This window comes from Mesorhizobium sp. M8A.F.Ca.ET.181.01.1.1 (assembly GCF_004792025.1).
GTDB lineage: Bacteria > Pseudomonadota > Alphaproteobacteria > Rhizobiales > Rhizobiaceae > Mesorhizobium.
Map to the genome: position 1 here is coordinate 490,578 of NZ_SRTV01000003.1, position 20,843 is coordinate 511,420.

Genomic DNA, 20,843 nt, shown 5'->3' on the forward strand with positions numbered 1-20,843 from the left:
AAAATGGCCAATGTAAACAAAACCCAGGGTAAGGCGCGCCGTGCCGAGGTCGCTGGCGGCGGCTTCGCCGGCCTGACAGCGGCCATCGCTCTGAGGCAAAACGGTTGGGACGTCAGGCTGCACGAAAAGAGCTCGGATCTGCGGGCCTTCGGCGCAGGTATCTATCTCTGGCACAATGGCCTGCGTGTCCTCGAGGGACTTGGCGCCTTGGATGATGTTCTCCAAGGTTCGCACACGCCTCCGACCTACGAGACCTGGATGCACAACAAGTCGGTTTCCAAGGAGACGTTCAACGGTCTTCCCTGGCGCATCATGACCCGCAGCCACCTGCACGATGCCTTGGTCAACCGCGCCCGTGCGCTGGGTGTCGACATATCAGTCAACTCCGAAGCGGTCGCCGCAGATCCGGAAGGCCGCCTGACGCTTCAGACCGGAGAGGTTCTCGAGGCCGACCTGATCGTCGGCGCCGACGGCGTTGGCTCCAAGGTCAGGGATTCCATCGGCTTCAAGCAGGACCGATGGGTTTCCAAAGATGGCCTCATCCGGCTGATCGTTCCTCGCAAGAAGAAGGAACTCGGCCACGGCGAGTGGGACAACACCATCGACATGTGGAACTTCTGGCCACGGGTTCAGCGCATCCTCTATTCGCCCTGCAACGAAAACGAGCTCTATCTGGGCCTCATGGCTCCGGCCGCCGATCCGCGGGGTTCGCAGGTTCCGATCGACCTTGAAGTCTGGGTCGAGATGTTTCCTTTCCTGGAGCCCTGCCTGATCGAGGCGGCGAAGCTGAAAACCGCCAGGTACGACAAGTACGAGACGACCAAGCTGGACAGCTGGACAAGAGGCAAGGTCGCCCTTGTGGGCGATGCCGCGCATGCGATGTGCCCGGCTCTTGCCCAGGGCGCCGGTTGCGCGATGGTCAATGCCTTCAGCCTGTCGCAGGACCTGGAGGCGGGCTCTTCGGTCGAGGACGCGCTCGTCGCGTGGGAGAAGCGCATTCGCCCGATCACCGATCGCTGCCAGGCGCTGTCCGGCGACTACGCGGCGAACCGCTCGCTCTCGAAGGGAAACATGTTCACGCCGGCAGCTCTGGAAGCGGCCCGCTACGACCCGCTGCGCCGCGTCTTCTCATGGCCGCAGTAAGCTCGGACCGGCGGTCAACGAATTAATCGGCGCGTGCGGAAACCGTGCGCACCCTTCAGGAGATAAAGATGAACTATTCCAGTGAAGTCGAACGGGACTACGATGTCAGGGGTTGGTACGCCTCGGTCCAGGAAAGCCGGCATGACGGCGGCCAGCCTGGCGAGACCCTCGTCAAAGTCGCGACTGGCGTCGTCATACGCAATCCGTACGCCGGAAAGTTCGTCGCCGAACTGTCCGAGCTGACGAATCCGAGCTCTGCCATCGGTCATGCGCTCGGTGAGCGGGCCGTGGCGCTGCTCGGCAACAGGCCGGTCGAAAGCTATGGCAAGGGCGGTATCGCGGGCACATCAGGCGAACAGGAGCATGTCGTCGCCTGCATCACCACGGTGTTCGGAGATCCGCTGCGGCAACAGGTCGGGGGCGGCAAGGCCTGGATTTCGTCGGTCAGCAAGGTCGCCGTCGCCGGCACATCCATCGATATTCCGCTTGCCCACAAGGACGAGCTCTACATCCGTTCCCACTATGATGCGGTCACCTTTTCGGTGCCGGATGGCCCGCGCCCCGATGAGCTTTTGATCTGCGTCGCCGTCGCATCGGGTCCGCGCGTGCATCAGCGCGTCGGAGGCAAAACCGTCGCCGACCTCAAGGTCGGCGTCTAGTTCGATCGAAATTGGCGAAGGACGAATTCCATGCCCCTGAACATCAAGGACCTCAAGATCACATCGGCTGATTTCAAGCCGCTCGGAAAATTGCGCGACGAGCATGCCGGCGATAAGGGCAACGTGTTGCCCAGGCTTACGGTCAGCGGCGTCCCGGCAGGCGCGAAGGAACTCGCGGTCATCTGCCATGATCCCGACGCGCCGTTGCCCAACGGCTTCACGCACTGGGTCGTCTACGGCATCGATCCGTCGACCACCGATCTTTCGGACGCGCAGGAAAAATTCCGCGTCGGCCCCAACGGCGCCGGCGGCAAGCAGTATTACGGGCCTCAGCCGCCCGCTGGCCATGGCGAACATCACTACTACTTCTGGGTCTATGCCTTGGACACCCACGTCGAAGGGACACCCACCAGGGAGGAGTTCCTCCAGAAATATGCCGGCAACATCATCGAGCAGAATCGGATCGTCGGCATCTACGAAAACATGTGAAATCCGCGGCGCCGGCGACCGATAACAACAACAAGAATGGTCGCTGTCACCGCAATGGGAGAATTGGAAATGAGAGACAGCAGCCCCGTGCACCAGAAGGTCTTCGAAGAGCTGGTCACAGCGACGAAGATCCTTCTGAACGAAGGCATCATGGATACGTTCGGGCACATCAGCGCCCGTGACCCGGAGGATCCCGAAAGCTTCTTCCTGGCCCAGAAGCTTGCTCCGAGCCTGATTACCGTCGACGACATCCAGCGTTTCAATCTCGACGGCGAGACGTCGGATAACAGACCCTCCTATCTTGAGCGCTACATCCACAGCGAGATCTATAAGGCGCGGCCCGACGTTCAGTGTGTGCTCCACACCCATTCTCCGGCTGTCCTGCCGTACTGCTTCGTCGATACGCCGCTTCGGCCGGTCACCCACATGGGAGCATTCATCGGCGAGTCAGTCCCGGTCTACGAGATTCGCGACAAGAATGGCGACGAGACGGATCTCTTCGGCGGCAGCCCCGGGGTCTGCGCGGATATCGCCGAAAGTCTCGGCAACCAGACCGTGGTCCTCATGGCGCGGCATGGCGTCGTCAATGTCGGCAACTCAGTGCGGGAGGTCGTCTTCCGCGCCTTCTATCTCGAACAGGAAGCGGCAGCGCTCACGGCCGGCCTGCGGATCGGCAATGTCAAATATCTGTCGCCGGGCGAGATAAAGACCGCAGGAAAACTCGTCGGTGCCCAGATCGATCGAGGATGGAATCACTGGTCGCAGCGTCTCAGGCAAGTGGGCCTTGCCTGATCCTTGAACATGGCCTGGAAGAGCTTGGTCCGAGCCAAGCTCTCCGGTCTCGATCTCGATAATTCTCTGGCGCCCGAGCGTCAGGCGAAAGCAACAAAACCATGCCGCACGCGGAAAGTTACGACTACGTTATCGTTGGGGCCGGATCGGCCGGTTGCGTGCTCGCCAACCGGCTGAGCGCCGACCCCGGATGTTCGGTGCTGTTGCTGGAGGCCGGCGGCTGGGATCGCGACCCCATGATCCACATACCGCTTGGCTGGGGTAAGATCCTGACCGAGCGCCGCCATGACTGGATGTATTTCTGCGAGCCGGAAGACAATGTCGGCGGCCGCAGGGTCGAGTGCGCGCGCGGCAAGGTGATCGGCGGGTCGTCGTCGACCAACGCCATGGCCTATGTGCGGGGCAATCGCGGCGACTACGACCGTTGGGCGGCCAGCGGGCTCGGTGACTGGTCGTACGATAAGGTGCTGCCGTATTTCCAGAAGCAGGAAAGCTGGGAAGGGGGCGGCAACCGTTTTCGTGGTGGCAATGGTCCGGTCAGCACGCAGTTCTGCCGCTACAAGGACCCGCTGATCGACGCCTTTGCTCAGGCCAGCGTGGAGGCCGGTTATCCGCAGACGGACGACTATAATGGCGAGCGGCAGGAAGGGTTCGGCCGCCTGCAGATGACGATTTCGAAAGGCCGGCGCAGCTCGACCGCGTCCGCCTATCTGCGGCCGGCCCTGAAGCGGCCCAATCTGACCGTCCTGACCGGAGCGACGGCGACGAAGATCACCTTGGAGGGCACGCGCGCCACCGGGGTGGTGATAAACCATGGTGGCGGCGAACGGACGGTCGTCGCCCGCAAGGAAGTGCTGCTCTCGGGCGGCGTCATCAACACGCCGCAACTCCTGATGCTGTCCGGTATCGGGGCGCCCGAGGAACTCGCGGCGCACGGTATCCAGACGCGGGTCGATCTGCCGGCGGTCGGCAAGAACCTGCAGGATCACGTCTCGGTCATCCTCATGTACCGACGCCGGGCTCCGGGCGGTCCTTTCCTTCGCAACATGCGTGCCGATCGGATCGGGCTCGATTTCGCCAAGACCTACTTCACGGGTCGGGGTTTCTCGGGCGACGTGCCCGGCGGCGTTGTCGCCTTCCTGAAAAGCGGTCCGGAACGGCCGTTGCCGGATGTGCAATTGCTGTTCACGGCGGCTCCGCTCGCCGCATGGCCGTACCTCAAGCCGTTCAAGGCGCCATTTCCGGACGGTTTCGCCACGCGCATCGTGGCGACGCAGCCTGAAAGCCGGGGGGCGGTGAAACTGGCCTCGGCCGATCCTCTCGCGGCACCGCTGATCCATCAGAATTTCCTCGCTTCGCCGAAAGACTGGGAGTCCCTTCGGGCCGGTTTCCGGGTGGCGAGGGATCTCGCGGCGCAGCCCTCCATGCAGCCCTTCATCGAGGCGGAGTTCTTTCCCGGTCCCAAATGCCAGAGCGACGAGGAGATCGACGAGCATATCCGCAAGACCTCCATCACCGTGCATCATCCGGCCGGGACATGCCGCATGGGGGCCGATACGGCCTCGGTCGTCGACCCGCAATTGCGCCTTCGCGGCGTCGACGGCCTTAGGGTGGTGGACGCGTCCGTCATGCCCGACCTGGTCTGCGGAAACATCAATGCGGCGGTGATCATGATTGCCGAGAAAGCCGCCGACCTCATCGCGGCATCAAAAGCAGCAACGGAAAGCAGGGCAGCGTGATGATCCAACGTATCGCCATCATCGGTCTGGGTACGATGGGGCCAGGCATGGCCGCCCGGCTTGCCAGGGGCGGCCTGCAGGTCGTCGCCTACGATGTTGCCCCGGCGGCGATCGAGCGCGCGGGGGCCATGCTGGGCGTCGCCGAGACCGTTCTGGATTCCCTGGGTATCGCGGTGCCTCCGGCCGGCGCCGGAACGGTCCGCTTCACGGATGATATCGCGGACGCGGTATCGGGCGCCGACCTCGTCATCGAGAACGTTCCTGAAAATATCTCGATCAAGGCCGATGTCTATCGCACGATCGACAGCCTGATCGCGTCGGACACGATCGTCGCGTCCGACACGTCGGGCATCCCGATCACCAAGCTGCAGGCGCATATCTCGCATCCGGAGCGGATGGTGGGCATGCACTGGTCGAACCCGCCGCACATCATTCCGATGATCGAGGTGATCGCAGGCGAGAAGACCGCGCCGCGGATCGTGACTGTTATCCGCGACCTGATCCGCTCGATCGGCCTCTTGCCGGTGGTGGTGAAGAAGGACGTTCCGGGCTTCGTCGAGAACCGCGTGCTCTATGCGCTGCTGCGCGAGGCGGTCGATCTCGTCGAGCGCGGTGTCATCGAGCCGGAAGATCTCGACACCTGCGTGTCCTGGGGCATCGGTTACAAGATCGCCGTGATCGGGCCGATGGCGCTGCTCGATATGGCGGGCCTCGATATCTACAAGTCCGTCTCGTCCTTCCTCAACGCCGATCTCTCCAATCGCGACGACGTCGCGCCGATGGTGCTGGAAAAGACGAATGCGTCGAAGCTCGGCATCAAGTCGGGGGAGGGCATGTTCTCCTATACGCCCGAGCAGATAAAGGCGCTGCAAGGTGAGCGGGCGCGCAAACTCGTCGCGGTGCGGCGCATCCTGGAGGGCCGGGAGTAGCCAATGACACATCATGCTCACAAGGCCGGTCGGATTGGGGCGCCGCATGGAGGACCAAACCATGCGCGTTGAAACCATTCGGGCAGCCGGCGGCCGGCCGGCCCATATCCGCCACGACGACCTGATCTCCGCCAAGGGCGTTTCGGTGGTCATGGCCAGGCAACTGGTTCTGCAGAACATCGATCTTTCGGTGCCGAAGGGATCGTTTGTTTCTCTCATCGGTCCTTCCGGTTGCGGCAAGAGCACCTTGCTCAAGGTTCTGGCCGGGCTGGTAAATCCGACAAGCGGCAGCGTTTCGATCGCCGGGCTTTCGCCAGTCGAGGCGGCGCGCAAGCGCATGATCGGCCTCGTCTTCCAGGACGCCAACCTGCTGCCGTGGAAGAATGCCGTCGACAACGCATCCATGCTGCTCGGCATCGCCGACAAGTCGCTGTCGCGCGCGGAGCTGCGGGCACGCGGACAGGAGATGCTTGAGCTGGTTGGCTTGGGCGATTCCGCCCACAAGCGTCCAAACGAATTGTCGGGTGGCATGCGCCAGCGCGTCGCCATCGCGCGGGCCCTGGCGCTCGATCCGGCGGTGCTGCTGATGGACGAGCCGTTCGGCGCGCTCGACGCCATTACCCGCGATTCGATGGGCCAGTCGCTGCTGGAGATCTGGCAACGCACGGGCAAGACCATCGTTCTCGTCACGCATTCGATCGACGAGGCCATTCATTTGTCGCGCCATGTGCACGTGCTGGGGATCAAGCCCGGCCGGATCACCGAGAGCCTCGACATTGGCCTGCCCTATCCACGCGATCTGTCGGTGACGGAAGATCCGGAGTTCGTCAGGCTGGTGGTTCAACTGCGCACGATGCTGCGCGCCAGCCATCAACCGGGAGGCGCGTCATGAGCGATCAACCCATCACCAACCTCTCCGAGACGCGGCCTGCTTCCAGCTGGAGTGCGGCTACGGGCAGCTGGCTCCCGGCGGTCATACTTCTGCTGGCGACGATCGTCGTATGGGAAGCCGTGGTGCGGATCTTCGCCATCTCCGCCTACATCGTTCCCGCCCCGTCCGAGATCGCGCAGTCGCTGGTCGCGCAATGGGCAACGCTGATGCAGGCGACCCTGGTGACCGCGGGCGAGATCCTGTTCGGGTTCCTTGTCTCCGTCGTGGTCGGCGTCGCCATTGCGCTGGTCATCGTGCGCTTCGACTGGCTGGGGCGAGCGCTCTATCCGCTGGTGGTGCTGTTCCAGAACGTGCCCAAGGTGGCGCTGGCGCCGATCTTCATTCTCTGGTTCGGCTATGGGCTGGCGCCCAAGATCGGGCTGATCCTGGTCATCGCCTTCTTCCCGGTGACATTGTCGATGCTGGCCGGCATGCAATCGGTCGATCGCTCGCTGCTGTCGCTGATGAATTCGGTCGGCGCCAGCCCGACGCAGATCCTGTTCAGGATCCGCGTCCCGCATTCGCTGCCGAGCCTGATGGCGGGAACCAAGATCGCGGCCACGCTGAGCGTGATCGGCGCCATCGTCGGCGAATTCGCCGGCGCCTCGGACGGGTTGGGCTACGTCATCCAGTTCGCCTCGACCCAGCTCGACACCGCGCTGGTCTTCGCGGCGCTGCTGCTCGTCTCCGTGCTCGGCATCGCCTTCTACTACGCGGCCGAAATCCTCGAACGCATCGTGGTGCCCTGGGCACCCAAATTCAGCCAGGCCTAGGCCTCTCGATCAACCACCGACAATAAAAGGGAACAAAAATGCTGAGACGCTCACTTATCAAGGTAGCCACGCTTGCGGCATTTGCCGGGGCGCTTGGCTTCTCGAACGCGGCGCTGGCGGCGGACAAGGTCACTGTCCAGCTCGACTGGGTCGTTCGTGGCAACCACGCCATGTTCTTCGTCGGCAAGGAAAAAGGCTTCTTCGCCAAGAACGACATCGACGTCGCCGAAATCCGCAAGGGTTCGGGTTCGCCGGATGCCATGCGGCTGGTGGGCAACGGGAACGCGGATTTCGGTTTCGGCGATCTTCCCACGCTTGCCGTCGCGCGCTCGCAGAACGTTCCGGTGGTGGCGGTGGCTGCGGTCAACCAGCACTCGCCGCTGGCGATCATGTCGCTCGCCAAGACGGTGAAGCTCACCAAGCCGGCCGATCTCAAGGGCCTGACCATCGGCATCCATCCAGCCGGCTCGACCTACATATTCTTCAAGGGCTTCCTGGCGGCCAATGGCCTGACCGAGAAGGACATGACGCTGAACAGCGTCTCGCCGCCCTATGAGAGCTATCTGCTTCTGGGCCGGGTCCAGACCGTGGTCGGCTATGTCGACGCCGAGGTGCCCGAACTGGAGGCCAAGGCAGGCGGTCCGGGTTCGCTCAGCATCATGATGGGCGCCGACCATGGCTGGAAGGCTTATGGCTCCGGCCTGTTCACCTCGGAGGCGATGATCAAGGACAAGCCCGACGTCGCCGCCCGCTTCGTCAAGGCTTACAGGGAAGCCTTCGACTATGTCGTCGCCCATCCGGAAGAAGCTGCCGAGATCACGGCAAAGGCTGCTCCGGGCTATGCGGACAAGAAGGATGTGTTGCTGGCGCAAATCAACGCCGACATCGCCTCGACCTTCAACAGCCCCGACACCAAGGACCATGGCCTCGGCTGGATGACGAAGACGCAGTGGGAGGAAACCCTGAAGACGCTCACCGACCAGGGCGTGCTCAAGACGGCCCTGTCGGCCGACGACGTCTTCACCGACAAGTTCCTGTCGAAGGAATAGGACACGATGTCCCCGGGCGGACGCATCAATGAGCGCCTACCGGCACGCCAGGCCGTCCTGCAGCATGCTGCAGGACACCGCGCGCGCGCCCTTGGCGGCGTCGGTCCGGTCGAGCGTGATCTGCGCGCGGGTGGCGTATGCGCGGCCAGACAGGCCGCACCACAGCCGCTCGACCGGCAGGTTCTCGCGCTTGTCGTTGAGAATGGTGAAGGTGCCGGTCTTGGGGTCGAACCAGAGTTCGATGCGAGCGCTCTTGCCCGGCTCGATCGTGGCGATCCCTTCCGAATACCAGTGGGCAAAGTCGGCGTTGCAGGACACGCCTTCCGTGCCCGCATTCGAAATCGTCAACGGCACCATGTCGAGCCCGTCGGTGCCCTTGCGGACAATCACATGGTGCAACTCAACCGCGTTGGCGAGCGATGTGAACGCCAAAATCACGGGAAGGGCATAACGGATTTTCACTTTGCCTGAGCTCCATGGGGTAGTTTTCTCAGGCAGTCTATCTCGCTTCGGCGCAATAACAACAAGAATATTGATTGGAAAATCAAACAGAGAGGGTAATATGTTTAAGATCCTTAAGAGCAGTGTAAGTGCATTTATATTGTGCGGTGTCTTGATGGGCGGCGCGCTTGCCGGCGAAGTCAAGTCGATCGCCATCCTGACGCCCGAAGAGGGCACGGATTATGGCTGGAACCAGCAGGGCATCGACGCCGCCAAGGCAGCCGGCAAGGCCGCCGGCGTCGAGGTGGTCGTGGCCCAAGGCCTCGGCTATGGAGATGTCCGTCCGACGCTGCGCGAGCTCGCGTCCGACGGCGCCAGCCTGCTGATCGCGCATGCCAGCGGCTACAACACCTCGGCGCCCGAGATCGCCAAGGAACTGAAGGTTCCGGTGGCGATCGTCGACACGCCGAACGGCCTGGAGAAGGGCCTCGTCGCCGACTACACGCTGAGCGGTCACCAGGGCGCTTATCTGGCCGGCCGTCTCGCCGCCAAGATGTCGCGCTCGAAGTCGGTCGGCATCGTCGTCTCCGGCGAACCGCCATCGTGGAACTCGCAGTCGGCGGCGTTCGCGCAGGGCGTGAAGGCGGAGAACCCGGACGTCAAGATCACCTATGCGGTGATCGGGCCGGCCGCCTACAGTGACGCCGCAGGCGGCAAGCGCGTCACCGAAAGCGTTATCGCCTCGGGCGCCGACATCATCTTCGGCCAGGGCAACGGCTCCAGCTTCGGCATGCTGCAGGCGGTCGAGACGACCAAGGCCGCCGATGGCGGCAAGGTCTATTTCATCGACGTCATCGGCGACAAGTCGCCGATCGACAAGGGCTTCCTGCTGTCGTCGGTGGTGTGGAACATCGAACCGGTCTACGCGGCGATGATCGCCGACCTGAAGGCCGACACGTTCGGTACCAAGCACTATTCGATCGGCCTCAAGGACGATTCCGTGCAGTTGCTGAAGACCGCCGCCATCCCGGACAAGGTCTGGGGCGAAATCCAGGCGCTGCGCGAGGACGTCATTTCCGGCAAGATCAAGGTCGAGCCGGTCTATGACGCGGCCGCCGTCAGGGCGCTGATGACAAGCGTCGCCCAGTAAGGCGATCAAAGTCGGCTGCCGGAGGGGCGATCGGTTCGCTCCTCCGGACCATTCCCGTTTTCTGGTGCTGGGCTTTCATGAGCAGTCTTTCTTCATCGCCCGTCGATATCAGCGACATCGTCGCGCTTGAAGGCGTGACCAAACGCTTTCCCGGCATTGTCGCCAATGACGGCATCGACCTGTCGATCCGCCCTGGCGAGGTGCATGTGCTGCTCGGCGAGAACGGCGCGGGAAAATCCACCTTAATCGGCATGCTGTCGGGCCTGCAGCAGCCGGACGAGGGGCGCATCCTTGTCGACGGCAAACCGACGCCGATCACATCGCCGCGCCATGCGCTGGCGCTCGGCATCGGAACGGTGTTCCAGCACATGATGCTGGTACCCACCCTGACGGTCGCCGAGAACCTGCTTCTTGGCGGGCCGTGGTGGCAGCGTCCCAGGACCGAGGAGCTCGAGGCCCGCGTGGCCGAGATCACCCGCAGCCTCGGCATTACGGTGAAATTGCATGCCAGGGTTTCGGAACTCTCGCTCGGCGAGCAGCAGCAGGTCGAGATCCTGCGCGCCATGGTGCGCAACAGCCGCCTGCTGATCCTCGACGAATCCACCTCGATGCTGACACCGAAGGGCATCGAGGAACTTGGCGCACTGATGCGCCGCCTCGTCGAGCAAGGATTGGCGATCGTCTTCATCACACACAAGCTCAAGGAGGCGGCGGCCTTCGGCGACCGCATCTCGGTGCTGAAGCTCGGCCGCAAGGTCGGCGAGATTCCGCCCGAGCGGTTTCGCGCGCTCGGCGAACAGGAGATCATTTCCGAGATCGTGGAGTTGATGTTTGGCAAGCAGAAGGACGATCCCGAAGCGGTCGAACGTCCGGCCCGCGCGGTCGATGCGCAAGCCGCGCCGCTGCTTCAGGTCGCGGATCTCACGGTCGCGCCGACCGACAACGCGCCCGGCCTGTCGTCGATCTCCTTCGACATCCGTCCGGGCGAGATACTCGGCATCGCCGGCATCGACGGCAACGGCCAGAAGCAACTGGCGGAGGCCTTGGCCGGCCAACGCGTGGCGACCGGTGGTTCGGTCCGGCTGGAGGGCACCGCCATCGAGGGCCTGAGTGTCGGCGAACGCCGCCAGCGCGGCCTTCGCTACCTGACCGACGACCGGCTGGGCGAGGGCACCGTCGGCACGTTCCCGGTCTCCATCAATTTCTTCCTCAAGCAGGTCGGCGCGGCGCCCTTCTGGCGCGGCGGCGTCGAGCAGCGCGCCGAGATCGACAGGCGCGCCGCCGAGCTCGTGCGCGAATACGATGTGCGCACGCCAAGCCTGAAGACGCCGGTGGCGCGGCTTTCGGGGGGCAACATCCAGAAGGTGCTGCTGGCGCGCGAGCTGGCCGAAGGCGCGAAGGTGGTGATCTTCAACAAGCCGACCTACGGGCTCGATCTCGCCAACACGCTGGCCTCGCGCCAGCGCATCCGCGACACGGCGGCACGCGGCCTCGCCGTGCTCCTGATCTCCACCGACCTCGAGGAACTGCTCAGCATGTGCGACCGTATCGCGGTGATCGCCAATGGCGCGCTGGTCGGCACCGTCGCCAATGCCGACGACGCCCGCACCAGGGTCGGCCGCCTGATGATCGGACTTGCCGCATGAGCATCGAAACCGCACCCGCCGCCAGCGCCACCGCGCTCGATGCCACGAGCGGGGCGGCCACGCGCCGTGACATTCTGCATCGGCTGCTGATGACGATTGGGCCGATCCTTGCCGCTCTCGTCATCGCCGGCTGCATCCTGCTTGCCGTGGGCGTCGACCCGCTCGCCTATTATGGCTATGTGCTGGAGAAGGGCCTGTTCTCGCCGCTGGGCATCCAGCAGACGCTGACGCGCATGGCGCCGCTGCTGTTTCTCGCCGCCGGCCTGATCGTGGCCTTTCGCGCCGGCATGTGGAATCTGGGCGGCGACGGCCAGTTCCTGCTCGGCGCGGTCACCGCGGCCGCAAGCGCTCCGGTGCTGGTGCAGATATTGCCCGCCTGGCTGGCGCTCTTCTGTTCGTTCCTGATCGCCATGCTGGTGGCCATGATCTGGTCGCTGGTGCCGGCGCTGCTGCGCGCCTATCAGGGCGTCAACGAGATCATCACCACGCTGATGATGACGTTCCTCGGCACGTCGCTCGCCAATGTGCTGGTCAAGCTGGTGTTTCGCGATCCAGGCACGACCGTGCCACAGACCCGCACGCTGCCGGTGGAAGACCGGCTGCCGCGCCTGTTTGAAACCACGATCACCAGTGGCCTGCTGCTCGGCCTGGCGGCAATCATCATCGTGCATCTGGTGATGACGCGCACGGCATTCGGGCTGAAATTGCGGATCGTCGGCGCCAATCCGCGCGCCGCGGTTCATGCGGGGCTGGGCGTGCCCGGGCTGACCATCGCGGTCTTTGCCATTTCGGCCGGACTCGCGGGTCTTGCCGGCGCTGTCGACATCATCGGCGTGCAGGGCAATGTCCGCGCCGACTGGAACCCCGCCTATGGGCTGGCGGTCATTCCGGCCGTGTTTCTCGCCCGCATGAACGGCTTTGCCGCGATAGGCTTCGTGTTCCTGCTTTCGGTGCTGTCGATCGGCGGCGAGAGCGCGGCGCGGCGACTTGGCGTGCCCAATCATTTCACGCTGGTGCTGGTCTCCATCGTGCTGATCGTGCTCGCTCTCGCCGAGTATGTCGACCACCGCTATCACCAGTCGAGAAAGGCCTGACATGACCGGGCTGTTCAGCGAAGTCTTTCTCAGCGCGTTGCTGTTTGGCGCCGTCACGGCGGCCATCCCGTTGTTGCTTGCCGGCCTCGGCGAACAGATGTCGGAAAAGGCCGGCGTGCTCAACATCGGCATCGAAGGCATGATGCTGGCCGGCGCCTATCTCGGCTTCGTCGGCGCCTTCTATTCGGGATCGCTGTGGCTGGGCTTCCTCACGGGTGCGGCCGGCGGCATTGCGGTGGCGCTGACCATGGCGCTGCTTTGCGTGCGCATCGGGCTGAACCAGATCGTCATCGGCATCGCGCTGACGCTTGGTCTCGAAGGTCTGACGGCGCTGCTTCACCATTTCCAGTTCTCGCGCAGTTATCCCCGCCTGCCGGCGGCGGACGCAACCGTCATTCCGCTGCTGTCGGACACTCCGATCATCGGCCCGGCCTTCTTCAAGCATCATCTGATCGTCTATCTGGCGGTCGCCCTTGTGTTCGGCATGGGCTACCTCTACCGGCGCACGCAGCTCGGCCTCAATCTGCAGGCCGCCGGCGACAAGCCGGCCGCGCTCGACGTTGCCGGCATCGACGTCATCAGGACCCGAACCATCGCCGTGCTGACGACCGGCGCGCTGGCCGGGCTCGGCGGCGCCTATCTCGCCAATGTCGGGGCGGGCCTGTTCATTCCGTTCATCACCAATGGCGCCGGCTTTCTCGGCATCGTGCTGGCCATGCTGGCGCGCGGACGTCCGATCTGGGTGCTCTTCGGGGCGCTTTTGTTCGGCGTCTGCCTGTCGCTGACCACGGCCATGCAGGTGGCGGGCATCAACATCCCGACCGACGTCATCCAGATGCTGCCTTTCCTGGCGGTGATGATCATGCTGGTGCTGTTCGGGCGGCGGGCCAGCCTGCCGGCGGCGCTCGGCATTCCATACGAGCGCGGCGCGCGCTGACAGAAACCAGATGCGCGGATGGGACCCGCGCCGGAAACGGAGGCAACAATGTCGGATACCAAGGTCTACCTGCTCGACGGCGGCTCGCTCGTCCTCGACGGCTATCATGTCTTCTGGAATCGCGGCCCGGGCGGCGAAGTGCGCTTCCCCGTCTACTCGATCCTGATCGAGCATGCCGAGGGCCGCTTCCTCATCGACACCGGCTACGACTATGACCACGTCATGAAGGTGCTGCCTTTCGAGAAGCCGATCCAGGAAAAGCACCAGACCATTCCCGGCGCGCTGGCGCTGCTCGGGCTGGAGCCGAAGGACATCGACGTCGTCGTCAACTCGCATTTCCATTTCGACCATTGCGGCGGCAACAAGTATTTTCCGCACGCCAAGAAGATCTGCCATCGCACGGAGGTCCCGCAGGCCTGCAATCCGCAGCCCTTCGAACATCTCGGCTATTCCGACTTGAGCTTCTCGGCCGAGGCGGCCGAAGCGCGTGGCGCGACCGCCCAGTTGCTGGAGGGCACGACGCGCGCCAACTCGACCTTCGAGGGCATTGACGGTGACGTCGACCTCGCCAAGAGCGTCAAGCTGATCTCGACCCCCGGGCACTCGATCGGTCATTATAGCCTCCTGGTCGAGTTTCCCAAGCGCAAGCCGATCATGTTCACGATCGACGCCGCCTATACGCAGAAGAGCCTTGAAACGCTTTGCCAGGCAGCCTTCCATATCGACCCGGTCGCGGGCGTCAATTCGATGCGCAAGGTGAAGAAGCTCGCCGAGGATCACGGCGCCGAGCTGATGTACTCGCACGACATGGACAACTTCAAGACCTACAAAACCGGCACGCAGTTCTACGGCTGACCGCCGCCAATCCGGAGACCAAGACCATGCGCTATCTCGAACACGCCGATCCGGTCATCACCCTGACCGCTGGACCGGTGAACGCTTATGCCGAGGTGCTGCGGGGCCTCGGCCGCACCGTGCTTTACGATTACGACCCGGCCTTCCAGCTCTTCTACGAGAAGGTCGTCGACAAGGCGCAGAAGGCGATGCGGCTTTCCAACAAGCCTGTCATCCTGCATGGCGAGCCGGTGCTGGGCCTGGAAGCGGCGGCAGCGTCGCTGATCACGCCCGACGACGTGGTGCTCAACCTTGCCTCGGGTGTCTACGGCAAGGGGTTCGGCTACTGGGCGAAACGCTATTCGCCGCATCTGCTCGAGATCGAGGTGCCCTACAATGAGGCGATCGACCCGCAGGCGGTTGCCGACATGCTGAAGGCGCATCCGGAAATCACGGTCGTCTCCGTCTGCCATCACGACACCCCGTCGGGCACGATCAATCCGATCGATGCTATCGGCGCGCTGGTATCGGCGCATGGCGGCTACCTGATCGTCGATGCCGTCTCGTCGTTCGGGGGCATGAAGACGCATCCGGAGGACTGCAAGGCCGACATCTACGTCACCGGGCCGAACAAGTGCCTCGGCGCACCTCCCGGCCTGACCATGATGGGCGTCAGCGAGCGGGCCTGGGCCAAGATGAAGGCCAATCCGCTGGCGCCGCGCGCATCGATGCTGAGCATCGTCGATTGGGAAAATGCCTGGTCGAGGGAAAAGCCGTTTCCGTTCACGCCATCGGTCTCGGAAATCAACGGGCTCGATGTCGCGCTCGACCTCTATCTCAACGAGGGGCCGGAAGCGGTGTGGGCGCGCCATGCCCTGACCGCCAAGGCCATGCGTGCGGGCGCCACCGCGATGGGCCTGTCGATCTGGGCCGCCAGCGACACGATCGCCTCGCCGACGACGACCGCTGTCCGCACGCCGGATGGTGTCGACGAGAAAGCACTTCGCCAGGCAGCGCGCGCCCGCTACGGCGTGGTGTTTTCGTCGGGCCGCGGCGAGACATTGGGCAAGCTGACGCGCATTGGCCATATGGGCCCGACGGCGCAGCCGATCTACGCCGTCGCGGCACTGACGGCGCTTGGCGGCGCCATGAATGCGGAAGGCCGGAAGCTTGCGGTCGGCAAGGGCATCGACGCGGCGCTGGCCGTGATCGACGCCGACGCCTGAACAGACATCACCAGATTGCGCATTGAGGAGAAATTTCATGACTGAACGGCTTGCGGGAAAGACGGCGCTGGTGACGGGCGCCGCACAGGGCATCGGCAAGGCGATAGCGGCGCGGCTGGCGGCCGACGGCGCGACCGTCATCGTCAGCGACATCAATGCCGAGGGTGCGAAGGCCGCGGCCACCGCGATCGGCGGCAAGGCGAAGGCTGTCGCCGCCGACATTGCCGATCCGGCCTCGGTCAAGGCGCTGTTCGGCGAGATCCACGCGCTGACCGGCGGCGTCGACATCCTGGTCAACAATGCCAGCATCGTGCCGTTCGTCGCCTGGGACGATGTCGACCTCGACCATTGGCGCAAGATCATCGACGTCAACCTGACAGGGACGTTCATCGTCACCCGGGCGGCGACCGACCAGATGCGGGCGGCGGGCAAGGCCGGACGCGTGATCAGCATCGCCTCCAATACCTTCTTCGCTGGCACACCCAACATGGCGGCCTATGTCGCGGCCAAGGGCGGCGTCATCGGTTTCACCCGGGCGCTCGCTACCGAGCTTGGCAAGTACAACATCACCGCAAATGCGGTGACGCCCGGTCTGATCGAGAGCGATGGCGTCAGGGCCAGCCCGCATAACGAGGCGTTCGGCTTCGTCGAGATGCTGCAGGCGATGAAGGGCAAGGGCCAGCCCGAACACATCGCCGATGTCGTGGCATTTCTCGCATCCGATGACGCGCGCTGGATCACCGGCCAGACGCTCAACGTCGATGCGGGCATGATCCGGCATTAGAGGCCATCGACACATCGACGGCCACGGCCGGCAGGTTGCGGGCGACAGGGACCCGCCTGAGGCTATGTGGATCGACTCGACGAAAGCCGGGCTTTCCGTCCTTGTTCGCAGGCCAAGTGGGGCTAGATCGGCCGAACGGCCTCACACACGCCCTGATGACGGTGTTGCGGTAGGCTTCCCCAACCCGATCGGGGTCGCGGCATTCAAAAGACCCACTGCAGCGCGAGGCCGACCACGGACAGTCCCATTGTGACTGTCGCAAGCCATCCGAGAAAGCGAAGCCAACCCTCAACGGGGAATTCGCCCATGATGTCGGAACGCCCGGTCATAAGCATCATGACGACCATTACAGGGACGGCGCATATGCCGTTGATGACAGCGCTCCAGTAAAGCGCCTTTATGGGATCGATCGGCGTGAACATGATCCCCATGCCCAGCGCCACAGCAGCGGCCAAGGTTGCATAAAATGCCATCGCTTCCTTCGGCTTGCGCTCCAGTCCCACTGGCCAACGGCGCGCCTCACCCACGGCGAAGGCGGCCGAGCCCGCCAGAACCGGAACCGCGAGAAGGCCGGTGCCGATAATCCCCATTGCAAAGATCGCAAATGCGAATTTGCCTGCGACCGGCTCCAGCGCCTTGGCCGCATCGGTGGAGGAATTGATGTCGGTCACTCCGGCCTTGTGCAAGGTGGCGGCGGTCGTGACGATGATTGCAATGGCTATCAGGTTCGAAAAAGCCATGCCCACCAAGGTGTCGGCGCGAATGCGCTGGAAGGCGCCCGACGCCTGCCACGGTGCCCATCTCAGCGGCTTGGCCTTCGGGTCGATCTTCTCCTCTTCGACCTCTTGCGACGCCTGCCAGAAGAACAGGTAGGGAGAAATCGTGGTGCCGAGTATGGCCAGAAGTGTCGTGAAAAACGCTCGGTTCCATTCCATGTGCGGAAGAACGACCCCCTTGAGGGCCTCGCCCCATGGGATATCAGCCAGAAACGCAGCCACCACATAGGCAAAGAGGCTCAGCGTTGTCCATTTCAGGACCGTGACGTATCGGCTGTAGTCGAGAAAGACGATCGCCAGAACGCATGCCACGCCGAACGCAAGGACGTAAAGCGAGCTTGGGCCGCCCACCAGCAGTCGCAGCGCATCAGCCATCGCGCTCAGGTCCGCCCCGATGTTGATCACGTTGGCGGCGAACAAAAGCAAGGCTACAAAATACATCAGGGCAGGCGGGTAGTATCGGGAGAGATTGCCGGAAATACCTCGACCTGTCGTCCGCCCTATCCGCGCGGCTATCTCCTGGATCGCGACCATGAGCGGAAAAGTGAATACCATGGTCCAACCGACATTGAACCCCAGCTGGGCGCCCGCTTGGCTGTACGTGCCGATGCCCGAAGGGTCGTCGTCCGAAGCGCCTGTGATGAAGCCAGGTCCGATTGTGCGCAGGAATCGCTGGACTGGCCCTTTTGCCCGAATGTTGCTCTGTTTCCCAGAGACTTCGACGCTCGTGTTGCTCATGCAGGTGCTCCAGAAACGCGGATCCTTCGAGATCCGCTTGAAGCAAAATTCGGCGATCGCCGTTCGGTTCCTTTAGCCATTGCTGAAACGCCCGGCAGTAGCCCCTCAGCGCGCGAGAAATATCATGTCGCCAGCAAAGGAGGCACACTCCAAGCGACAAGATACCAACGGCCGCTTGGGAGAAGCTTTTTTGGCGGGGGGGCAACCGCGGTTTGCGTTCGAGTACCGCCGCCCTTCGCGAGCGTGGACATTTGAGCCGCGCAGTTCGGCGCAACCATCGCGTAATCCGGCTTCAAACCCCACTTCTAGCGATATTCATCTAGAGTTAGTCCGTAGTAGTGTAAGCGAGATGCTGTTTCAGCGATTTATACGATTTTCGCGCGGAATATCTTTAAACCTGTAGGCGCGATCCCTTCGTCATTCTCTGTTATGTCTATCAAGGCAACACCGATGTAACATCGCTCACGGCCACGCCTGCCCTCACTGGGGACTCGGGATGCGCGGTCATTTTCCCATACAATGAGCAGCCCAAACGTTCGACACGCCCTTAGCGCGTCGAGCGTGTCGGCGCGCAGTCTCCCCGCGTCATAGATCAACACCAACCGGGTGACCGTCGGGTGAACGAACTCGCGCGCCCCATAGGAGAGAAAAGATGGAAGCCCTACAATATCTCGGCCCGATGGAATGGGTGGCTATCGAGGTGGCCGTGCTCGTCATCGTGCTGGCGATCCTGTTCTGGTGGAGCGGCGTGGTCCGCTACATCCCGAACGACAGGCTCGGCATCTTGGAAAAACTATGGAGTTTTCGCGGCTCGGTCAGCAATGGCTTCATCGCGCTCAACCGTGAGGCAGGCTATCAGCCGGAAGTCGTGCGCGGCGGCCTGCATTTCTTCATGCCGTTCCAATATTCGATGCATCGCGCCAATCTTGTCACCATCCCGCAGGGTCAGATCGGCTACGTCTTTGCCCGTGATGGCAAGCCGCTGCCTCCGACGCAGACACTTGCTTCCAACACCGATGCCGATGATTTCCAGGATGTGCGCGGCTTTCTCGAAAAAGGTGGACAGAAGGGACCGCAACGCAAGATCTTGCGTGAAGGCACCTATGCCATCAATCTCGCACAGTTCATCGTGCTCACCGCCCAGTCAATCCATTCCGTTAATCTGAGCTCGTCGGAACAAAACCTTTTTGCCAATATGTCCAGCATGATCGCGGAGCGGGGCGGCTTTGAGCCAGTCGTCATCCACAATGCCGAGGACATGATCGGTATCGTCACCATCCATGACGGTCCGGCCTTGCCGGACGGCGAGATCATCGCACCGACCGTCGCCAACGATCCGAACGACCCGAACTTCCACAACAATTTCCAGGACCCGGAGAAGTTTCTCGATGCCGGTGGTTACCGTGGCCGCCAGTTGCAGGTGCTGGCCGACGGCAGCTACTTCCTCAATCGCATTTTCGCGACTGTCGAACTGGTCGAGAAGACGATCATTGACGTCGGCACGGTGGGTGTCGTCGTCTCCTATAACGGCCGCCACGGCACGGATATTTCCGGGCAGGCATACCGTCACGGCGAGCTGGTCGAAATCGGCGCACGCGGTGTCTGGTCGACGCCGCTGCTGCCAGGTAAGTATGCGTTCAATACCTATGCCGGCAATATCATCACCGTGCCGACCACCAACTTCGTGCTCAAATGGACGAAGGAGCAGTTTGGCGAACACAGGCTGGACGAGAACCTGTCCGAGGTGTCGTTGATCACCAAGGATGCGTTCGAGCCTGTGCTGCCGCTGTCCGTCGTCGTGCATATCGACTATATGAAGGCGCCACTCGTGGTGCAGCGTTTCGGTGACATCAAGCGACTGGTCGAACAAACGCTCGATCCGATGGTTTCTGCTTATTTCAAGAATATCGCCCAGACCAAGACGCTGATCCAGCTTTTGCAGGAGCGTAGCGATATCCAGCGTAAATCGGGCGAGGAGATGCGGGAGAAATTCAATTCCTACAGCCTCGAGCTGCAGGAAGTGTTGATTGGTACGCCACGTGCCGGCAATGGCCAGAACAGCATAGAGCAAATCCTGATTCAGCTGCGCGAGCGCCAGATTGCGGTCGAAAAGGTCGAGACTTATAAATTGCAGGAGAAGGCGGCCATCCAGGAACGCACGTTGCGTGAGAAGGAGGCGCTCGCCGAACAGCAAGCCAAGATCACGACTTCGGCACTTACCATCGAGATCAGCGAGAACGAGGGCAAGGCGCAACTCGCCCGCACCCGCCAGCAGGCGGAAACCATTCAGGTCACTGCCAAGGCAGAGGCCGAGAAGGTGCGCCTCGGCGGCCAGGGCGAGGCCGACATGATCAAGGCTATCGCGCTTGCCGATGCCGAACGCATCAAGGCGACCGGTTTTGCGGATGCCGAGAGGGTTCGCGCCGTCGGCCTGGCGGAGGCCGAAGCCACCGAGAAGAAGGTCGCGGCCTTCGGCGGCCCGGACTATCAGCTCAACTCGCAGGTTCTCATGCGCTTCGCCGAGGCGATCGAAAATGGCAGGCTACCGCTCGTGCCGCAGATCCAGATCGGCGCTACCGGTGGCGAGAAGGGGGCCGCCAACGGCCTTGTCGAGATGATGCTTTCGATGCTCGTTGCCGACCGGGTTGGACCGCAAATCCTACCGGATGAGGTCCCGGCACCCGTTGAGGAGGAGTGATCGAGGATGGGCCGG

At 63.0% G+C, this 20,843-nt stretch carries 19 protein-coding genes; 17 read left to right on the forward strand and 2 right to left on the reverse strand.

Going from position 1 to position 20,843, the window contains the following annotated elements:
• Nucleotides 1-3: 3 nt before the first annotated feature.
• The 9 genes from EN824_RS15030 to EN824_RS15070 all read left to right on the forward strand — a co-directional run bounded on the left by EN824_RS15030 (nucleotide 4) and on the right by EN824_RS15070 (nucleotide 8,504).
• A complete protein-coding gene (locus EN824_RS15030) occupies nucleotides 4-1,143 on the forward strand; it encodes an NAD(P)/FAD-dependent oxidoreductase (protein WP_135932437.1) in 1,140 nt (379 codons plus the stop codon).
• 68 nt (nucleotides 1,144-1,211) lie between these two features.
• On the forward strand, nucleotides 1,212-1,802 hold the full coding sequence (locus EN824_RS15035; RefSeq protein WP_135932438.1) for an amino acid synthesis family protein: 591 nt from the start codon (nucleotides 1,212-1,214) through the stop codon (nucleotides 1,800-1,802).
• Between the two features lie 30 nt (nucleotides 1,803-1,832).
• Nucleotides 1,833-2,291, forward strand: coding sequence for a YbhB/YbcL family Raf kinase inhibitor-like protein (locus EN824_RS15040; protein WP_135932439.1), 459 nt, complete (start codon nucleotides 1,833-1,835; stop codon nucleotides 2,289-2,291).
• Between the two features lie 36 nt (nucleotides 2,292-2,327).
• Nucleotides 2,328-3,083 (forward strand): class II aldolase/adducin family protein, encoded by a 756-nt coding sequence (locus tag EN824_RS15045; RefSeq protein ID WP_245520986.1) that lies wholly within the window; start codon nucleotides 2,328-2,330, stop codon nucleotides 3,081-3,083.
• Nucleotides 3,084-3,184: 101 nt separating this feature from the next.
• Nucleotides 3,185-4,822, forward strand: coding sequence for a choline dehydrogenase (locus EN824_RS15050; protein WP_135932440.1), 1,638 nt, complete (start codon nucleotides 3,185-3,187; stop codon nucleotides 4,820-4,822).
• Nucleotides 4,822-5,751, forward strand: coding sequence for a 5-formyl-3-hydroxy-2-methylpyridine 4-carboxylate 5-dehydrogenase (gene fhmpcd1 / locus EN824_RS15055; RefSeq protein ID WP_135932441.1), 930 nt, complete (start codon nucleotides 4,822-4,824; stop codon nucleotides 5,749-5,751). Before EN824_RS15050 ends, fhmpcd1 begins: the two co-directional genes overlap by 1 nt.
• 61 nt (nucleotides 5,752-5,812) lie before the next feature.
• Entirely contained in the window at nucleotides 5,813-6,643 is an 831-nt protein-coding gene (locus EN824_RS15060) for an ABC transporter ATP-binding protein (protein ID WP_135865500.1), read from the forward strand.
• The gene (locus EN824_RS15065; RefSeq protein WP_135932442.1) at nucleotides 6,640-7,455 is read left to right on the forward strand and encodes an ABC transporter permease; all 816 of its coding nucleotides are present in this window, start codon (nucleotides 6,640-6,642) and stop codon (nucleotides 7,453-7,455) included. Before EN824_RS15060 ends, EN824_RS15065 begins: the two co-directional genes overlap by 4 nt.
• Nucleotides 7,456-7,493: 38 nt before the next feature.
• Nucleotides 7,494-8,504: an ABC transporter substrate-binding protein gene (locus EN824_RS15070; protein WP_135932443.1), complete on the forward strand. Its 1,011-nt coding sequence runs from the start codon at nucleotides 7,494-7,496 to the stop codon at nucleotides 8,502-8,504.
• A 36-nt stretch (nucleotides 8,505-8,540) separates the two neighbouring features.
• On the opposite strand, the gene EN824_RS15075 is transcribed toward EN824_RS15070, so the two are convergent.
• The gene (locus EN824_RS15075; protein WP_135865494.1) at nucleotides 8,541-8,966 is read right to left on the reverse strand and encodes a hypothetical protein; all 426 of its coding nucleotides are present in this window, start codon (nucleotides 8,964-8,966) and stop codon (nucleotides 8,541-8,543) included.
• 100 nt (nucleotides 8,967-9,066) lie between these two features.
• Between EN824_RS15075 and EN824_RS15080 the strand changes: the two genes are divergently transcribed.
• From EN824_RS15080 to EN824_RS15110, 7 genes are all read left to right on the forward strand, one after another.
• On the forward strand, nucleotides 9,067-10,095 hold the full coding sequence (locus EN824_RS15080; RefSeq protein WP_127869825.1) for a BMP family protein: 1,029 nt from the start codon (nucleotides 9,067-9,069) through the stop codon (nucleotides 10,093-10,095).
• Between the two features lie 77 nt (nucleotides 10,096-10,172).
• Nucleotides 10,173-11,741 carry an ABC transporter ATP-binding protein gene (locus EN824_RS15085; RefSeq protein WP_135932444.1) on the forward strand — a complete coding sequence of 523 codons (1,569 nt, stop codon included), beginning with the start codon at nucleotides 10,173-10,175 and terminating at the stop codon, nucleotides 11,739-11,741.
• The gene (locus EN824_RS15090; protein ID WP_135932445.1) at nucleotides 11,738-12,835 is read left to right on the forward strand and encodes an ABC transporter permease; all 1,098 of its coding nucleotides are present in this window, start codon (nucleotides 11,738-11,740) and stop codon (nucleotides 12,833-12,835) included. Before EN824_RS15085 ends, EN824_RS15090 begins: the two co-directional genes overlap by 4 nt.
• A 1-nt stretch (nucleotide 12,836) precedes the next feature.
• Nucleotides 12,837-13,772 (forward strand): ABC transporter permease, encoded by a 936-nt coding sequence (locus tag EN824_RS15095; protein WP_135932446.1) that lies wholly within the window; start codon nucleotides 12,837-12,839, stop codon nucleotides 13,770-13,772.
• A gap of 48 nt (nucleotides 13,773-13,820) precedes the next feature.
• A complete protein-coding gene (locus EN824_RS15100; protein ID WP_135932447.1) occupies nucleotides 13,821-14,627 on the forward strand; it encodes a 4-pyridoxolactonase in 807 nt (268 codons plus the stop codon).
• Between the two features lie 26 nt (nucleotides 14,628-14,653).
• Complete coding sequence (locus EN824_RS15105; protein WP_135865486.1) at nucleotides 14,654-15,832, forward strand: alanine--glyoxylate aminotransferase family protein; 1,179 nt, start codon at nucleotides 14,654-14,656, stop codon at nucleotides 15,830-15,832.
• A gap of 37 nt (nucleotides 15,833-15,869) precedes the next feature.
• Nucleotides 15,870-16,616, forward strand: a complete 747-nt coding sequence (locus EN824_RS15110; protein WP_127275677.1) for an SDR family NAD(P)-dependent oxidoreductase — start codon at nucleotides 15,870-15,872, stop codon at nucleotides 16,614-16,616.
• Between the two features lie 203 nt (nucleotides 16,617-16,819).
• Here EN824_RS15110 and EN824_RS15115 read toward each other — a convergent pair whose 3' ends face one another.
• Entirely contained in the window at nucleotides 16,820-18,130 is a 1,311-nt protein-coding gene (locus EN824_RS15115; protein ID WP_127275676.1) for a divalent metal cation transporter, read from the reverse strand.
• Nucleotides 18,131-18,782: 652 nt separating this feature from the next.
• Between EN824_RS15115 and EN824_RS15125 the strand changes: the two genes are divergently transcribed.
• Entirely contained in the window at nucleotides 18,783-20,828 is a 2,046-nt protein-coding gene (locus EN824_RS15125) for a flotillin family protein (RefSeq protein ID WP_127275675.1), read from the forward strand.
• Nucleotides 20,829-20,843: the final 15 nt, after the last annotated feature.

Coding starts and splice junctions, on each gene's coding strand:
- fhmpcd1 (WP_135932441.1), top strand. CDS start 4,822: ATGATCCAACGTATCGCCATCATCGGTCTGGGTACGATGGGGCCAGGC.
- EN824_RS15105 (WP_135865486.1), top strand. CDS start 14,654: ATGCGCTATCTCGAACACGCCGATCCGGTCATCACCCTGACCGCTGGA.
- EN824_RS15095 (WP_135932446.1), top strand. CDS start 12,837: ATGACCGGGCTGTTCAGCGAAGTCTTTCTCAGCGCGTTGCTGTTTGGC.
- EN824_RS15040 (WP_135932439.1), top strand. CDS start 1,833: ATGCCCCTGAACATCAAGGACCTCAAGATCACATCGGCTGATTTCAAG.
- EN824_RS15030 (WP_135932437.1), top strand. CDS start 4: ATGGCCAATGTAAACAAAACCCAGGGTAAGGCGCGCCGTGCCGAGGTC.
- EN824_RS15090 (WP_135932445.1), top strand. CDS start 11,738: ATGAGCATCGAAACCGCACCCGCCGCCAGCGCCACCGCGCTCGATGCC.
- EN824_RS15080 (WP_127869825.1), top strand. CDS start 9,067: ATGTTTAAGATCCTTAAGAGCAGTGTAAGTGCATTTATATTGTGCGGT.
- EN824_RS15110 (WP_127275677.1), top strand. CDS start 15,870: ATGACTGAACGGCTTGCGGGAAAGACGGCGCTGGTGACGGGCGCCGCA.
- EN824_RS15085 (WP_135932444.1), top strand. CDS start 10,173: ATGAGCAGTCTTTCTTCATCGCCCGTCGATATCAGCGACATCGTCGCG.
- EN824_RS15070 (WP_135932443.1), top strand. CDS start 7,494: ATGCTGAGACGCTCACTTATCAAGGTAGCCACGCTTGCGGCATTTGCC.
- EN824_RS15045 (WP_245520986.1), top strand. CDS start 2,328: ATGGTCGCTGTCACCGCAATGGGAGAATTGGAAATGAGAGACAGCAGC.
- EN824_RS15100 (WP_135932447.1), top strand. CDS start 13,821: ATGTCGGATACCAAGGTCTACCTGCTCGACGGCGGCTCGCTCGTCCTC.
- EN824_RS15065 (WP_135932442.1), top strand. CDS start 6,640: ATGAGCGATCAACCCATCACCAACCTCTCCGAGACGCGGCCTGCTTCC.
- EN824_RS15035 (WP_135932438.1), top strand. CDS start 1,212: ATGAACTATTCCAGTGAAGTCGAACGGGACTACGATGTCAGGGGTTGG.
- EN824_RS15115 (WP_127275676.1), bottom strand. CDS start 18,130: ATGAGCAACACGAGCGTCGAAGTCTCTGGGAAACAGAGCAACATTCGG.
- EN824_RS15125 (WP_127275675.1), top strand. CDS start 18,783: ATGGAAGCCCTACAATATCTCGGCCCGATGGAATGGGTGGCTATCGAG.
- EN824_RS15050 (WP_135932440.1), top strand. CDS start 3,185: ATGCCGCACGCGGAAAGTTACGACTACGTTATCGTTGGGGCCGGATCG.
- EN824_RS15060 (WP_135865500.1), top strand. CDS start 5,813: ATGCGCGTTGAAACCATTCGGGCAGCCGGCGGCCGGCCGGCCCATATC.